Annotated in this window: 14 protein-coding genes; 6 read left to right on the forward strand and 8 right to left on the reverse strand. The window is 68.9% G+C overall.

All coding sequences use genetic code 11. The features are described from left to right. Window positions 1-94: 94 nt before the first annotated feature. Entirely contained in the window at window positions 95-1294 is a 1200-nt protein-coding gene (locus IEZ09_RS28810) for a YyaL domain-containing protein (RefSeq protein ID WP_189256929.1), read from the reverse strand. A 131-nt stretch (window positions 1295-1425) separates the two neighbouring features. After that, window positions 1426-2400, reverse strand: coding sequence for a hypothetical protein (locus IEZ09_RS28815; RefSeq protein WP_189256930.1), 975 nt, complete (start codon window positions 2398-2400; stop codon window positions 1426-1428). A gap of 109 nt (window positions 2401-2509) precedes the next feature. Here IEZ09_RS28815 and IEZ09_RS28820 point away from each other — a divergent pair, with 109 nt between their 5' ends. Then, entirely contained in the window at window positions 2510-3394 is an 885-nt protein-coding gene (locus IEZ09_RS28820; RefSeq protein WP_189256931.1) for a Ppx/GppA phosphatase family protein, read from the forward strand. Here the strand turns inward: IEZ09_RS28820 and IEZ09_RS28825 are convergent. Continuing rightward, window positions 3391-3741 carry an STAS domain-containing protein gene (locus IEZ09_RS28825; protein ID WP_189256932.1) on the reverse strand — a complete coding sequence of 117 codons (351 nt, stop codon included), beginning with the start codon at window positions 3739-3741 and terminating at the stop codon, window positions 3391-3393. The genes IEZ09_RS28820 and IEZ09_RS28825 overlap by 4 nt on opposite strands. Before the next feature lie 127 nt (window positions 3742-3868). Here IEZ09_RS28825 and IEZ09_RS28830 point away from each other — a divergent pair, with 127 nt between their 5' ends. Continuing rightward, complete coding sequence (locus IEZ09_RS28830) at window positions 3869-4099, forward strand: hypothetical protein (protein WP_189256933.1); 231 nt, start codon at window positions 3869-3871, stop codon at window positions 4097-4099. 4 nt (window positions 4100-4103) lie between these two features. Here IEZ09_RS28830 and IEZ09_RS28835 read toward each other — a convergent pair whose 3' ends face one another. Both IEZ09_RS28835 and IEZ09_RS28840 read right to left on the reverse strand, forming a co-directional pair. Continuing rightward, on the reverse strand, window positions 4104-4334 hold the full coding sequence (locus tag IEZ09_RS28835; RefSeq protein WP_189256934.1) for a DUF6480 family protein: 231 nt from the start codon (window positions 4332-4334) through the stop codon (window positions 4104-4106). Between the two features lie 19 nt (window positions 4335-4353). Next, window positions 4354-4749 (reverse strand): ATP-binding protein, encoded by a 396-nt coding sequence (locus tag IEZ09_RS28840; RefSeq protein WP_229813041.1) that lies wholly within the window; start codon window positions 4747-4749, stop codon window positions 4354-4356. 95 nt (window positions 4750-4844) lie between these two features. Here IEZ09_RS28840 and IEZ09_RS28845 point away from each other — a divergent pair, with 95 nt between their 5' ends. Further along, window positions 4845-5213 (forward strand): STAS domain-containing protein, encoded by a 369-nt coding sequence (locus IEZ09_RS28845; protein WP_229813042.1) that lies wholly within the window; start codon window positions 4845-4847, stop codon window positions 5211-5213. Between the two features lie 17 nt (window positions 5214-5230). On the opposite strand, the gene IEZ09_RS28850 is transcribed toward IEZ09_RS28845, so the two are convergent. Then, window positions 5231-9325: a hybrid sensor histidine kinase/response regulator gene (locus tag IEZ09_RS28850; RefSeq protein ID WP_229813043.1), complete on the reverse strand. Its 4095-nt coding sequence runs from the start codon at window positions 9323-9325 to the stop codon at window positions 5231-5233. 191 nt (window positions 9326-9516) lie between these two features. Between IEZ09_RS28850 and IEZ09_RS28855 the strand changes: the two genes are divergently transcribed. Then, a complete protein-coding gene (locus IEZ09_RS28855) occupies window positions 9517-10902 on the forward strand; it encodes a PP2C family protein-serine/threonine phosphatase (protein WP_189256936.1) in 1386 nt (461 codons plus the stop codon). Between the two features lie 72 nt (window positions 10903-10974). Continuing rightward, a complete protein-coding gene (locus IEZ09_RS28860) occupies window positions 10975-12540 on the forward strand; it encodes a PHP domain-containing protein (RefSeq protein ID WP_189256937.1) in 1566 nt (521 codons plus the stop codon). Here the strand turns inward: IEZ09_RS28860 and IEZ09_RS28865 are convergent. Together IEZ09_RS28865 and IEZ09_RS28870 are read right to left on the reverse strand one after the other, a co-directional pair. After that, window positions 12537-13145 (reverse strand): alpha-ketoglutarate-dependent dioxygenase AlkB, encoded by a 609-nt coding sequence (locus IEZ09_RS28865; RefSeq protein ID WP_229813044.1) that lies wholly within the window; start codon window positions 13143-13145, stop codon window positions 12537-12539. The genes IEZ09_RS28860 and IEZ09_RS28865 overlap by 4 nt on opposite strands. A gap of 166 nt (window positions 13146-13311) precedes the next feature. Continuing rightward, a complete protein-coding gene (locus tag IEZ09_RS28870) occupies window positions 13312-13851 on the reverse strand; it encodes a TetR/AcrR family transcriptional regulator (protein WP_189256939.1) in 540 nt (179 codons plus the stop codon). 50 nt (window positions 13852-13901) lie between these two features. Between IEZ09_RS28870 and IEZ09_RS28875 the strand changes: the two genes are divergently transcribed. After that, on the forward strand, window positions 13902-15500 hold the full coding sequence (locus IEZ09_RS28875; RefSeq protein WP_189256940.1) for an AMP-dependent synthetase/ligase: 1599 nt from the start codon (window positions 13902-13904) through the stop codon (window positions 15498-15500). Window positions 15501-15542 lie beyond the last annotated feature (42 nt).

Consider the following 15542-nt stretch of genomic DNA (forward strand, 5'->3'; position numbering starts at 1 on the left):
CAACCGCTCCCCGAGAGTCGGAACTGGATTCCCAGTCCAACTTCCGGGGAGCGGTTCAGTGGATGAAGGAGCCCTTCATTGAGCTCACGGGGCCTCAGAGGCCGATGGCCTTGGCGAGCTGGGTGGGTTTGAGGACGCGGAGGATGGCCTCGAAGAGGTAGTAGTCGCCGTAGGGGAGGGAGACCTCGACGCCGTCCTCGGACGGGCGGTTGCGGGTGCCGCGGGCCATGATCGCCTCGGCGCGCGCCGAGTTCGTGGTGAGGCAGGTGCTCACCAGGCCGTCGAGGATCCTCAGCGCGCGCTCGCGGTAGCGGCCGTTGCCAGTGACCTTGGCCAGGTCGAGCAGGCCGCACGCCAGGATCGCGCCCGCCGACGAGTCCTTGATGTCGTTGGCGCCCAACGGGGAGCGGTAGTCCCACACCGGCACGTGGTCCGGCGTGAGAGCGCTCAGCGCGAAGTCGGCCATCTTGCGGGCCGTGTCGCGGAACTCGCGCAGGCCCGTGCGGCGGTACATCGTCGTGAAGCCGTAGATGCCCCACGACTGGCCGCGCGACCAGCACGACGTCGGGCTGTAGCCCTGCACGGTGTTCTGGCCGATCGGCGCGCCGGTGTCCGGGTTGAAGTCGAACACGTGCGGGGTCGAGCCGTCGGAGCGCAGGAAGTTCGCCTGCGTCGTTCTGGCGTGGGCGATCGCGATGTCGATGAACTTGCGGTCGCCGGTCTGCTCGGTGGCGAACGCGAGCAGGTCCAGGTTCATCATCGTGTCCATGATGACGCGGCCCGCGTTGCCAGGAGTGCCGAGCTTGCCCCAGGCGCGGATGAACCTGCCGGCGGCGTTCCAGCGCAGGATCAGGGTGTTCGCGGCGTCGATCGCGCCGTCACGCCACCTGGTGTCGCCGGTGAGCCGGTACGCGGTGACCCAGGAGGGGTAGAAGAGGAACCCCAGGTCGTGGTCGCGCGGCTCGAGCCGGCGTGGCGCCAGCCTGTCGTTCGCGGCCTCGGCCAGCGCGCGGAACCGGGCGTCGCCGCTGTCGAGGTGTGCGAGCCACAGCGTGCCCGGCCAGAACCCGCCGATCCAGCCGCCGTCGGCGACGTAGGTCCACTTCTCGAACCGGGTGATCTCCGGGAACGACGTGATGCCCGGTGCGACCGCCTTCAGTTTCGCGAGGCCGTAGTCCAGCGCGCCGCGCAGTTTCGCGGGGGAGGCCGCGGCTTCGCCAACACCGATTCCCGCTCCGGTGAGCAGGGGAGTGGCAGCGGCAGACGCCAGAAGGGTGCGTCGAGACAGATTCACGAGACCGTCCAGTCCCTTTCGTGTCCTTGCGCCCGGCGACACCCTGCCAGATCCGATCAAGGCCTGTAAAGAGAAGTCAAAAACGGTTTTCGCGATTCACGAGGATGAACAATTCGGGACCCGGCACATCGCTACTTCCAGATTGCGAAGGGCACGTCGATCTCGTCGCGGCTCGTGCCGCCGTGTTCGAACTTCGCGGACGGGTCCGCGATCGGGAACCTCGGCGACGCCGCCACGGCCACGACGGGACCCGTCTCCGGCTGCGGCAGCCCGAGGTCGGCGGCGTGGTGCACGGTCGCCGTGGAGCCCAGAGTCGTTGCCACGCGGTCGAAAACGGCCTCCGTGCGGTCCTCGGCCGGGTAGAGCCAGCGCATCCGGCCTGCGCCACCGGACGGGATCACGCACTCCTCGCGCACGATCTCGTCCCAGGCTGCCACGAGCGCCGGGTCGGGATCGACGGGCACCTGGCCGTGATCCGAATGCGCCACGACGGTCCAGCCCTGTGCCGCCCAACGGGACGCGTGCGCGTCGAGCCGGAGCATCGCCTCGTGCACCGATTCGTCGTAACCGTGTGCGCGCACGTGGTCGTCGACGTTCACGTACGTCCAGAGGAACCGCGCGTCGGGCAACGCCTTGTCGAGATCGGCCACGACGTTGGCGACGAGCAGCGGCGGATCCTCCGCCTGGGCGGTGAGTTTGTGCCGAGGGGGCGCGGGTATCCGGGTGCAACCTCGCAGGAGTGCCTGGGCCCAGGTCCCTTCCAGCAGGTCGAGTTCGCGGGCGAGGACGGTGGCGCCGTGCCGTTCCAGCACGGTCGGCAGATCCGGGATCGCGGGCGCGCCGTTGATGGCGTGCACGAGACCGGATCCGTTGCGGTACACCGTTCCCGGCACGCGGTGGACGTCAGCCGGAACACCGGTCAGCGCGGTCAGCAAGGCCGTCGCCGAGGTGGACGGCACGGTGGAGGAGAGCGTGGAGAGGGAGGCCGACAGCCAGGATTGTTTGGCCACGTCCGAGGACAGGCCGTCCACCGCCAGGACGATGACGCCGCGATCTGTGGAGCTCAGGGCGTCGTCGAGCCGGGAAGGGATCTCTGCCAAGGACATCGGGGCACTGTAACGCATCTCATCCGGCGAAGATGCCCTGATCGGGTGCCAAGACTCCCACAATGGTGGCCGATGAGGTAAAGGACTCTTGGTAGAAGGAAGGTGGCGGATGTCGGTCGGTGTTCTGGACGTCGGGTGCTTCAGCGCACACCTGGTGGTCGTGGAACGAGACCTGCTGCGTCCGCTGGTGTCCCACAAGGTCAGGCTGCGCCTGGACCGCGAGCTCGACTCCGAGGGAGCGATCAGCTCCGACGGCATCGCGTCGGTGTGCGCCGCCGTGCTGGCCGCCCGCAAGAAGGCCGGTGACACGCCCTTCCTCCCGTTCGCGACGTCCTCCGTCCGCGACAGTGCGAACGCCGACGAGGTGATGCGCAAGGTGTACAGACGCACCGGCGTCGAGCTGAAAGTGTTGTCGGGCAAGGAAGAAGCACGCCTTTCGTACACGGCGGCCCGGCACTGGTTCGGCTGGAGCGCCGGTCCGATGGTCGTGTTGGACGTCGGTGGCGGCACCGTCGAGCTGGCGGCGGGTTCGGGGGCCGAACCCGAGCGCGCGGTGTCGTTGCCTTTGGGGGCAAGGACTTTGACGCGCGCCGGGCTGACGGTGCAGGACATGCGCGCCGAGGTCCAGGAACGGATCGCCGAGGTCTTTCCGCGCGATGAGAGCGCTCGCGCCGTCGGTTGCTCGAAGGTGTTCGAGCAACTGGCCCGGCTCGCGGGAGCGCGCAGCGGAACGTACGCGCCGCGTCAGTTGCGGCTCAAGGACCTGGAGAAGTGGATTCCGCGGCTCGCGAAGCTGTCGGTGCGGGAACGGGCGGCGCTGCCGGGGATTTCCCGCCACCGGGCCCAGCAGTCGTTGGCGGGCGCGGTGGTCGCGGAAGCGTTGATGAGGGTCTCCGGACACGAAATCGTGGACATCTCGCCGTGGTCCACCAAGGAAGGTCTGCTGCTCGACCTGGTGGAGCGGTCGCGCGGCCGGCGAGAGTCAGCCGCCTAGCAGGCGCTGAGGGCCGTGACGGCGTCGTCGACGTCGTTGAACAACAGCAGCAGCTGATCGACGGCCGTCATTTCCAAGGGACGCAACACAACTCTCGTGTCGCTGACGACGCCGAACTTGACGCCGAGCTCGTCGGCCTGGTGCTGGGTCTCCACCAGAGCGCGGATCCCCTCCGACCCGAAGAACTGGACCTCCCGCAGGTCGACGACCAGGGCGGGCGGCTTGCGGTCGAGCAGCTCGGCGAGCCTGCTGGTCACCGGGGCGGACGACATCATGTCGATCTCGCCGGTGAGCGAGACGATCGGAATGGACTGGACGTAGGTCGTTCTCTGTCGAAGCTGGTTCATTAGGACTCCCGTCCGCACCGACCGTACGCGCCTTCGGGTGACGACCACAAGCCGGGACGGTTTTCCAACGGCCATGGCGGGTACACGCCCAGTGACCACAAATCCCCTGATAGGCGAGGAGGGAACCGTGTCGACCACGGAAACCGGTCACGTCACAGGAACCAAGGACAAGGACTACAACATCCTCTGGTTCACCGAGGCGTGCCTCGACAACGCGCTGCGGCTGGAGACGTTCATCCAGGACGCGGAGCGCGAGGGCGACAACGAGCTGGCGGAGTTCTTCAAGAAGGCGCAGACCGACAGCCGCAAGGGCGCCGAGCAGGGCAAGCGCCTGCTCGCGTCGCGTCTGTCCGGCTGAGTCGTCAGCTCAGCAGAAAGGCCTGGGTCAGCAGCATCGCGGCCACCAGTACGGCGAAGACCACGATGATCGCGATCACAACGCGTGCCGTGGTCGCCTTCGGCGGAGTCGGCTCGCGATGCGACAGACCTGAGGTCTGTCCGGATTCGGGCGGGGTGTCTCCTGGTCGCACCCCGCCACCGGGCTCCAGCCCTGGCGTGCGCTGCGGATCAGGATCAGGCGGTGTGGCTGTCATACGGGCTTAGTACCCGTTCTCAGGACTCCAACTCGGCCCACACGACTTTGCCCCGCACGCCCGGCTTCGTTCCCCAGCGCGCGCTCAGCGCCTGCACGAGCTGCATCCCGCGTCCCCGCGCCGAGCTCGGGTCCACCGGCCTCAGCTGAGGCTGCTTCGACGACTCGTCGTGCACCTCGACCAACATGCCGCTGTTCCTGCGGCTGACGGTGAGTGTGATCAGTCCCTCACCGTGGTCGATGCCGTTCGACACGAGCTCGGTGACGACGAGCTGCGCGTCGTCCGTCAGGTCCTCCGACAGCCCCCACGAGGTGGCGGCGTCGCGGACCACCTGACGTGCACGAGCGCACGATCCACCCTCGGCGGTCAGAGTCACCCGCACCTCGGCCAGTGGGTCGTTCAGCACAAGGCGCATCGTCGCACATCCGGCGGGTTGTTCGGATCTTTCAGCCCCCCGGTGGTCGCATGCTTTGACGTCGTGCTGCACGATTTGGGTCGCACGAGTCGGGCGTGGCGGAAGGAACGGCGACGATGGAGCTCAACGTCGGCAGCGAGGTCCAGCGGGGGTGGCGAGTGCTCGCCGTCACCGGTGAGCTGGACATCGACACCGTCCCTGTGCTGTCGGCACGGCTGGACGCCGATGTGACCGGGGCGCACGCCGTGCTCGATTTGTCCGGGTTGCAGTTCATGGACTCGACCGGGCTCGCGCTGGTGCTCGACTGGCACCGGCGGTTGACCGAGGCCGGCGGGCAGCTGCGGATCGCCGCCACCCAGGCACCGGTTCAGCGGTTGTTCGAGCTCGCCGACGTGGCCGGGGTCCTGAGCTTGCACGAGACGGTGGACGCGGCTGTTCAGGAGCCGGTGGACACGGCTCACTGAGGGTGTGCCCTGGCCGGTCACGCTTCCGCGGACACCCCCAGGTAGTAGGCGATCAACCTGATCAGATGCTCGGTGTCCACCGGCTTGGTCACGTAGTCGGTCGCGCCGGACGCCAGTGACTTCTCCCGGTCGCCCTTCATCGCCTTCGCGGTGACGGCGATGACGGGCAGATCGGCATACCGTTCCATGGCCCGGATGGCGGAAATGGTCGCGTTTCCGTCCAATTCCGGCATCATGATGTCCATCAGGACGATGGCCACGTCGTCGTATTGTTCGAGCGCCCGGACGCCGGTGATTCCGTTGTCCGCGTAAATCGCCTCCAGGCCGTGCAGTTCGAGCACGCTGGTCAGGGCGAAGACGTTGCGCAGGTCGTCGTCGACCACCAGCACCTTTTCGCCGTGGAAGCGGATCGAGCCCGAGGCGGCCAGCACCGGGGCCGGGGTGACGATCGGGGTGGGTTCCGGCAGGACGACGGCGTCGGAGACGACCTTGCCCAACGGCAGGCAGAGGGTGAAGGTCGAGCCGATGCCCGGTTCGGAGCGGACTCGCAGCGCGCCGTTGAGCAGCTGGGCCAGTTCCCGGCTGATGGAGAGGCCCAGGCCCGTGCCGCCGTACTTGCGGGACGTCGTGCCGTCGGCCTGTTGGAAGGCCTCGAAGATGACGGCCAGTTTCTCGGCCGGGATGCCGATGCCCGTGTCGTGCACGTCGAAGGCCACTGTGGACGGATCGTCCATGCGCACGTGCAGGCGGATGCCGCCGTCGTGGGTGAACTTGACGGCGTTCGAGAGCAGGTTGCGCAGGATCTGCTGGAGGCGGTGCTCGTCGGTGCGGAGGGTCTCGGGGACGTTCGGGTCGACGCGGACGGAGAACTCGAGGTTCTTCTCCGCGGTCAGCGGCAGGCAGAGGGTTTCGACGTAGCGGACGAGCTCGTCCACGCGGACCGGGTCCTCGTGCAGCGTCATGTGGCCCGCCTCGACCTTGGTGAGGTCGAGGATGTCGTTGATCAGCTGGAGGAGGTCGGAGCCGGACGAGTGGATCGTGCGGGCGAACTCGACCTGCTTGGCGTTGAGGTTGCCGTCGAGGTTGTCGGCGAGCAGCTTGGCCAGGATCAGCAGCGAGTTCAGCGGGGTGCGGAGCTCGTGGGACATGTTGGCCATGAACTCGGACTTGTACTTCGAGGCCGTCTGGAGCTGACGGGCCCGGTCCTCCAGCTCCTCGGAACCCGCGCGGAGCTCCGCGGTCAGGCGCTGGGACTCGACCAGCAGGGCGTCGGTGCGGGAGTTGGCGAGCATCGTGTTCACGTTGACGCCGATGGCCTCCTTGAGCTGGTCGAGGAGGTCCAGGTGGACGTCGGAGAAGACGTTCAGCGAGGCCAGCTCGATCACGCCCAGGGTCTCGCCCTGGAAGAGGATCGGAAGTATCACCAGGTTGACCGGGGCCGACTCGCCCAGTGAGGACGAGACGGTCAGGTAACCGGGCGGGACGTCGGTGACCAGGATGGTCTTCTTCTCCAGCGCGGACTGGCCCACCAGCGACTCGCCCATGGCCACCTTGGTGGTGCGGGCGTCGTCCAGGCGGAAGCCGTAGGAGGCGGTGAGCTCCAGGGTCTGCTTGGAGTCGTCGTCCTCCTGGACCTGGAAGAAGGCGCCGTGGTGGGCGCTGACCAGCGGCGTCAGCTCGCTCATGATCAGCGAGGCGAGGGCGCGCAGGTCGCGGTGGCCCTGCATGAGGCCCGACAGGCGGGCCAGGTTGGTCTTGAGCCAGTACTGCTCGCGGTTGGCCCTGGTGGTCTCCTTGAGGTTGGCGATCATCTGGTTGACGTTGTCCTTCAGCTCGGCGAGCTCGCCGGACGCGTCGACGGTGATCTGCCTGGTCAGGTCGCCCGCGGTCACGGCGGTGGCGACGGCGGCGATCGCGCGGACCTGCGTGGTCAGGTTCGAGGCCAGCTGGTTCACGTTGTCGGTCAGCTTCTGCCACGTGCCCGCCACACCGTCCACTTCGGCCTGACCACCGAGCTTGCCCTCGGTGCCGACCTCGCGGGCGACGCGCGTGACCTCGTCGGCGAACGACGAGAGCTGGTCGACCATCGTGTTGATCGTGGTCTTCAGTTCGAGGATCTCGCCGCGGGCAGAGACGTCGATCTTCTTCGTCAGGTCGCCCTGGGCCACCGCCGTGGTGACCTGGGCGATGTTGCGGACCTGGTTGGTCAGGTTGTCCGCCATGAAGTTCACCGAGTCGGTGAGGTCCTTCCACGTGCCCGCCACGCCGGACACGCGGGCCTGGCCGCCGAGGATGCCCTCGGTGCCGACCTCGCGGGCGACGCGGGTGACCTCGTCACCGAACGCGCGCAGCGTGTCGACCATGCCGTTGAGGGTCTCGGCGAGGGCGGCGACCTCGCCCTTCGCCTCGACGGTGATCTTCTTCGATAGGTCGCCGTTCGCGACCGCGGTGGCGACGGCGGCGATGTTGCGGACCTGGTTGGTCAGGTTGTCCGCCATCAGGTTGACGTTGTCGGTGAGGTCCTTCCACGTGCCGGCGACGCCCTGCACGCGGGCCTGACCGCCCAGGCGGCCGTCGGTGCCGACCTCGCGGGCGACGCGGGTGACCTCCTCCGCGAACGACGACAGCTGGTCGACCATTGTGTTCAAAGTGGACTTCAGCTCGAGGATCTCGCCGCGCGCGTCGACGGTGATCTTCTGCGACAGGTCGCCGTTCGCGACGGCCGTGGCGACGTGGGCGATGTTGCGGACCTGGTTGGTCAGGTTGTTCGCCATGAAGTTGACGTTGTCGGTCAGGTCGCGCCAGGTGCCGGCGACGCCGGGAACCTGCGCCTGACCACCGAGGCGGCCCTCGGTGCCGACCTCGCGGGCGACGCGGGTGACCTCGTCGGCGAACGACGAGAGCTGGTCGACCATCGTGTTGATCGTGGACTTGAGTTCGAGGATCTCGCCGCGGGCGTCGACGGTGATCTTCTGGGTCAGGTCGCCGCGCGCGACGGCGGTGGTGACCTGGGCGATGTTGCGGACCTGGGTCGTCAGGTTGTTCGCCATGACGTTGACCGACTCGGTCAGGTCGCGCCACGTGCCCGCCACACCCGGCACCTGGGCCTGACCGCCCAGCCGGCCGTCCGAACCGACCTCGCGGGCGACGCGGGTGACCTCGTCGGCGAACGACGAGAGCTGGTCGACCATCGTGTTGATCGTGGACTTGAGTTCGAGGATCTCGCCGCGGGCGTCGACGGTGATCTTCTGGGTCAGGTCGCCCTGCGCGACGGCGGTGGTGACCTGGGCGATGTTGCGGACCTGAGTGGTCAGGTTCTCCGCCATGAAGTTCACGTTGTCGGTGAGGTCGCGCCACGTGCCGCCGACGCCGGGGACCTTCGCCTGGCCGCCGAGCTTGCCGTCCGTGCCGACCTCGCGCGCGACGCGGGTGACCTCGTCGGCGAACGACGACAGCTGGTCGACCATCGTGTTCAGCGTGTTCTTCAGCTCCAGCATCTCGCCGGAGACGTCGACCGTGATCTTCTGGGTCAGGTCGCCGTTCGCCACCGCGGTCGCGACCTGGGCGATGTTGCGGACCTGGTTGGTCAGGTTGTTCGCCATGACGTTCACCGAGTCGGTCAGGTCGCGCCAGGTGCCGGCCACACCAGGGACCTTCGCCTGGCCGCCCAGCCTGCCGTCCGTGCCGACCTCGCGGGCGACGCGGGTGACCTCGTCGGCGAACGACGACAGCTGGTCCACCAGGCCGTTCACCGTCGAACCGAGCGTGGCGAACTCACCACGCAGCGTCTGGTCCGACATGCGCTTGGTCAGGTCGCCCTCGGCGACGGCGGCGAGCACGCGGCTCAGCTCGCTCGTCGGCCGCACCAGGTCCTCGACCAGGCCGTTCACCGAGTCGGCCATCAGCGACCAGCCGCCGGCGGTACCCGCGGGCGCCACCCGTTCGGTGAGCCTGCCCTCCTGGCCGACCGCCTGCCGGACCCTGCCCAGCTCACCGGCGAGCCACTGGTTGCGCTCCGCGATCTCGTTGAACACGTCGGCGAGCGCCGACAACGCCCCGTTCCCCGGCACCACCAACCTGCGGCGGAAGTTGCCGTCACGCAGGTCTCTCATCGCCGAGAGAACCCTTTCGAGGGTTGCGTCCGTCTCTTCGTTGGCCGTGGTCACTCCAAGCCTCCGTGCCTCGGTGGTCGCAGCCAAGCCTGCCACGTTAGGTTGGGAGCGAGGTAACTTGATGCCGCGATGCACGCCAACTACCCGCAGGAGGCCGTGATGATTCGGCCGGCTGCGCTGGACAACAGCGGATGAGCAGCGCCGTGGGCATCGACCTCGACGGCTGGCAGCGCCTGGTGGACGGGCTGCGCGAAGCCGTTCTCGTCGTGGACCCGGCCGGTCTGGTGCGCGTGCGCAACGCCGCGGCCGCCGAGCGGTTCCCCAGACTGTGCCTCGGCGAGCGCTTCGACGTGCACGTGGCCGGCCGTCACCACGACCTCGGCGAGGGCTGGAGCGCCTGGTACTTCACGGACTCCGCGCTCGATCACGCCCACCTGCGGCTCGCGAGCGGCACGTCGCGGCAGGACACGCTGAAGACCATCGTGCAACTCGCCGCGGAGCTGCTGGGGGAGCACTGCGTCGCCGTCGTGCCCGCCACGCGTGACCGTCTGGAGTGGTGGCGTTGCGACGGCGGCGAGCCCACCCTCGTGCGCACGCCGCGCCGGGCCAGCGTGCTGACGGAGGTCCTGACGGGCACGTCGACGCTGACCAGGATCACCTCTTTGGGTGAAGGTAGCTGGGGCGTGCCGGACGACTTCGGCTGCGCCCTGGCCGTGCCGCTGGGCGTCGGCGGGGCCCTGGTCGTGCTGCGCAGGGGCGAGTTCGCGCCGAACGACGTCGAGCGCGTCCGGCTGTTCGGCAAGCACGCCGCCGTGGCGCTGGAGTCGTCGTCCCGGCTGACCGAGCAGCAGCGGACCATCGAGGTGCTGCGCTCGGCGCTGCTGCCGTTGCCGCTGCCCGAGGTGCGCGGGGTGTCGCTCGCGTCGGTGTTCGTCCCCGCCCACCAGCGCGCGCTCGTCGGCGGCGACTTCTACGACGTGCACCCGCGCACCGACGGCTCGGCGACGTTCGCGCTCGGCGACGTCTGCGGTCACGGCCTGGAGGCCGCGGTCCACAGTGGACGCGTGCGCCAGTCGCTGCAGGCCCTGTCGCTCGTCGAGACGAACCCGGTGCGCCTGCTGCACCTGCTGAACACCTCGTTGCGCGCCACCGGTTCCAAGCTCTTCACCACGATCGTCGTGGGCGAGCTGGTCCCGTTGTCGTCCGGCGGCGTCCGGATCTCACTCGCCTCCGGCGGCCACCCCGCACCGCTGATCCTGCGCGCGGACGGCACGGTGCAGGACGTCAGCGCGCCGGGAGCGATCGTCGGCATCCTGTCCGACGTCCGGTTCCACGGCGAGCAGGTGACGCTCGCGCCCGGCGACACGCTGGTCCTGTACTCCGACGGCTTCACCGAGGCCCGCGCGCACACCGACCGCACCGAGCTGTTCGGCGAACAGCGCCTGCGGACCGTGCTGAAGGAGTGCAAGGGCCTGTCGTCAGAGGAGATCGCCAGGCACTGCGAGGAAGCCGTGCTGAAGTGGCTGGACCGCGACGACCACGACGACCTCGCGCTGCTGGCCGTTCAGGCCGTGTGAACGAATTTCCCGGTACCAGGATTCATCGACCGTTCATCGCCCTCGACAGGTCGACCGGTTGAGATCGTGCACATGTCCCACTCACACGATCACCCGCACCACGACGACGACCATCCGTTGTCGGTCGAACGCCGCAGGTTCCTCGCCGGCCTGGGCATCGCGGCCGGTGCCGTCGCGGTCGGCACGGGCAAGGCCGCCGCGCTCGTCCCCGTGAACCCCTGGGCCGGTGGTGAGCGCTGGTACGCGGGCGACCACCACATCCACACGCAGTACTCGGACGACGGCCAGTACCCGATCGAGCACCAGGTGCGCAAGGCCCGCGAGTTCGGCCTGGACTGGGTCGTGATCACCGACCACGGCGGTCCCGCGCACCAGAAGTTCTCGATCGACCAGGTCACGCCGGACATCGAGCGCGCCCGCCGTGCCCAGCGCGACGTGCTGGTCTACCAGGGGCTGGAGTGGAACATCCCGGGCGCGGAGCACGCCACCGTGTTCCTGCCGCCCGGCAAGCACACCGCCGCCATCCTCAAGGCGTTCGAGCTCTCCTACGACGGCCGCATCGCCGGCAACACCGAGCCGCTAGCCCTGGCCGCGTTGCGCTACCTGGAGGCGCAGGTCCTCTCCGGACGGACCGAGATCGCGCTGATGTTCGCGAACCACCCGGCCCGGCGCGGCCTGGACAGCCCGCACGAACTGCGCGGCTGGCGGGACGCGGCTCCTTCGGTCGCCGTCGGCATGGAGGGCGCGCCCGGCCACCAGGCGGCGGGCATCCCGAAGTCCGCCGGCGGCCCCGGCCGTGCCCGCGGCTACTACGACCTGGCCGCACCACTGGCCGACTCGTTCCCCGGCTACCCGATGGAGTCCTACCGCACGCACGGCGGCTTCGACTGGATGACCGCGCGCGTCGGCGGCCTGTGGGACGCCCTGCTCGCCGAGGGGCGCCCGTGGTGGATCACCGCGAACTCGGACGTGCACCAGGTCCTCGGCGACACGCTGACGCCGGGCAAGCAGGACTACGCCACCACCGGCTCGAAAGGCGCACCGATCGACTCGGGCGTCCAGCAGACCGGGTACGGCGACTTCTTCCCCGGCCAGTACGGCGCGAACGTCGTGGGCGCGCGCTCCAAGTCCTATGTGGACATCATGCGGGGCCTGCAGTCGGGCAAGGTGCTGACGGTGCACGGCCGCCTGATCGACGGGCTGGGACTGCGCGTCCGCTCACGCGAGGACCTGCGCGGCGTCACCCTGGGCGGGCGGACGTTCGTGCGCCGCGGCGGCGACGTCGAGGTGACGATCGAGATCGACCGCGCCTCCGGTCCGAACTGGGCTGGTTCGGTGCCGGTGCTCGCCAAGGTCGACCTGATCGCGGGCCCGGTGACCGGGCCCTGCGTCGACCGGGACGTGTTTCTCGCGCCGGAGACTTCCGTGGTTCGGACGTTCGAGGTGCCGCGGCGGGGCAAGATCCGGTTCACGCACACGTTCGCGGGTGTCGAGCGGTCGTTCTACCTGCGGCTGCGGGGGAGCGACGGCAAGCGGTTGACCTCGGCGGGCGACCCGGTGATCGACGAGATCGCGAATTCCGATCCCTGGTCGGACCTCTGGTTCTACGCCAACCCGGTGTTCGTCGACGTGATCTAACGAACCCCGCGCGGGCGGAACTGCACGCTGATCCGGGGACCGACCGCCTTGGAGGTCTTCGGAACGGCGTGCTCCCAGGTCCGCTGACACGACCCACCCATCACGAGCAGATCGCCGTGCCCCAACGCGTACTTGTGCGTCTCCCCACCACCACGCGGCCGCAACAAGAGCGCACGAGGCGTCCCCACCGACAGGATCGCGACCATCGTGTCCTCGGTCTGACCGCGCCCGATCGTGTCCCCGTGCCAGGCCACGCTGTCCCGCCCGTCGCGGTAGTAGCAAAGCCCCGCGGTGGTGAACGGCTCCTTCAGCTCGGGCAGGTAGTGGGCCGACAACACGTCGCGAGCCGTGGTCAGCACGTCGAACGGCAGCGCCCCCGAGTAGAAGCAGAGCAGGCGTGGCACGTCGACCACGTTGTCGTACATCTGGCGGCGTTCGGCGCGCCACGGCACCTCGGCCACGAGCCGGTCGAACAGGGTGTCGGCGCCGGCGAGCCAGCCCGGTTGGACGTCGATCCACGCGCCGTGGCCCAGCTCTGTGCGGCGCGGGGCCAGCGGGGCCAGTGCCGGCTCCGCCTCCAGGTCGAACAGGGAACCCTGGCGCATGGTCCGCAGCATAATCGAACGTGTGTTCTATTGCTACCGACGTGATAATTCGACCATGAGTGGGGGAAACGGTGACGTGCACGTCACCAATGTCGTCTCCGGGCCGGTGAGCGGGTCGGTCTTCCAGGTCGGCATGGCGGCCAACGTCGTGTTCGGCGATGACGGGCTACGGGCGGAGGACGGCGCAGACGGCGGTCGCGATGATGTCGCGGGCCTCGGCGAGGTCGAAGACCCCGAGCAGGAACCGCCGCACTGACTCGTGGGCTGGTCCCATCACCACCGGCTCCAGTGCCCACGGCGGGATCGCGCGCAGTTCGCCGGATGCCATCCGGTCGAGGAACCACTCCAGCACGGGTGCGAACTCCGCCTGCTTCACCGACGGGTCGGCGTGGTCGGGGGCGGCGTAGAGGAAGCGGGCCCTGCTCGGGTTCGCCATGACCCAGTCCAGGTAGCGCAGCACCAGGTCGCGCACGACGGAGCCGGCCGGGCGTGAGTCCAGGGCGGGGCGCATCGCGGCCACGCAGCGGGCGTAGCTGTCGGCGTAGAGCTGGGCGAACACGCCCGCGCGGCTGCCGAAGTGGTGGTAGATGCTGCCGTTCGACATGCCGGATCGCTCGGTCAGTGCTGCGATCGTCACGGCGTCCAGGCCGCCCTCTTCGACGAGCTTCAGGGCCGCGTCGAGGAGGGACTGTCTCCGGTCAGCCATGAGGGTTAGAGTACCGCTCTGGAGCGACGCTCCAGAGAAGGGGAGAAGCAATGGCGCTGTCGATTCCCGGCCTGCTGCGCGACCGGGTCGCCCGCACGCCCGACGCCGAGGCGATGCGGTATCGCGACGGCGGTGGCTGGGCCTCGCTCACGTGGTCTGAGCTGCAGGAACGTGTGGCCGCGGAAGCGTTCGGGCTGCGCGCGAAGGGGCTCGGGAAGGGTGACCGGGTCGCTCTGATGGGCGGCACGAGCATCGAGTGGATCATCACCGACCTCGCCGTGCTCGCCGCCGGTGGCGCCACCACGACGATCTACCCGAACAGCACCAAGAGCGAGGTCGCGCACATCGTCGGCGACTCCGGCAGCCGGATGGTGGTCGTGGCGACGGACGAGCACGCGGAGCTCATGCCCGACGACGTCGAGGTGCTGCGGTTCGGCGCGGTTCCCCGGGAGAACGGCGACTACGACGCGTTGATCGACGAGCTCGGGCCGGACGACCTGGCGACGTTGATCTACACCTCGGGCACGACCGGCACGCCCAAGGGCGTCGAGCTCACCCACAACAACTGGCTGACGACGTCGGAAGCCATTGCGTCCCTGGGCATTCTGCAACCCACCGATCTGCACTTCCTGTGGCTGCCGCTGTCGCACGCGTTCGGCAAGGTGCTGACGATGGCGATGATCGCCGCGGGTGTGCCGACCGCCGTCGACGGCAGCGTCGAGCGGATCGTGGACAACCTCGGCGAGCTGCGGCCGTCGATCGTGGCCGCCGCGCCGCGCATCTTCGAGAAGATCCACGGCCGGATCGTCGCGGGGGCGCGGGAGAAGGGCGGGCTCACCGAGAAGATCTTCAACTGGGCCGACCGCGACCACCCTCCCGCGACGCGCTGGCTCGCGGATCGCCTGGTGTACCGCAAGTTGCGCGAGCGCGTGGGCGGGCGGATCCGGTACTTCGTGTCGGGGTCGGCGCCGCTCGCTCCCGAGATCGCGGAGTTCTTCGAGCGGGCGGGCATCACGATCCTCGAGGGCTACGGGCTCACCGAGTCGTCAGCGGCGACGTTCTTCAACCGGCCGGGCATGATCAAGATCGGCACGGTGGGGCCGCCGATCCCCGGCATGTCGGTGAAGATCGCGGACGACGGCGAGGTGCTGCTCAAGGGCCCCGGCGTCATGCGCGGCTACCACAACCGGCCCGACGCCACGGCCGAGACGCTGGTCGACGGCTGGCTGCACACCGGCGACATCGGCGAGCTCGACGACGCGGGGCGGTTGAAGATCACCGACCGCAAGAAGGAACTGATCAAGACCTCGGGCGGCAAGTACGTGGCGCCTGCCCGGATCGAGAGCATGATCAACGCGGCGTCGCCGTACATCAGCAACGTGATCGTGCACGGCGACCGCCGCAAGTACTGCGTGGCGCTCGTGACGCTCGACCCGGACACCGCGTCGGGTCTGGACGACGCCCAGGCCGAGGTCGAGAGCGCGATCAAGGCGGTCAACGCGCAGCTGGCGCGGCACGAGACGATCAAGCGGTTCGCTGTGCTGGAGCGCGACTTCAGCGTCGAGGACGGGTTGCTGACCGCGTCGCTGAAGCCGCGCCGCCGGGAGATCGAGAAGCGCTACGCCGACGTGCTGGACAGCCTGTACTAGGGCCTGTATCGAAGTCCCGTTCGATGAGAGTCGCGCCTGAGG

The organism is Lentzea flava, assembly GCF_014648475.1.
GTDB classification, from domain to species: Bacteria; Actinomycetota; Actinomycetes; order Mycobacteriales; family Pseudonocardiaceae; genus Lentzea; species Lentzea flava.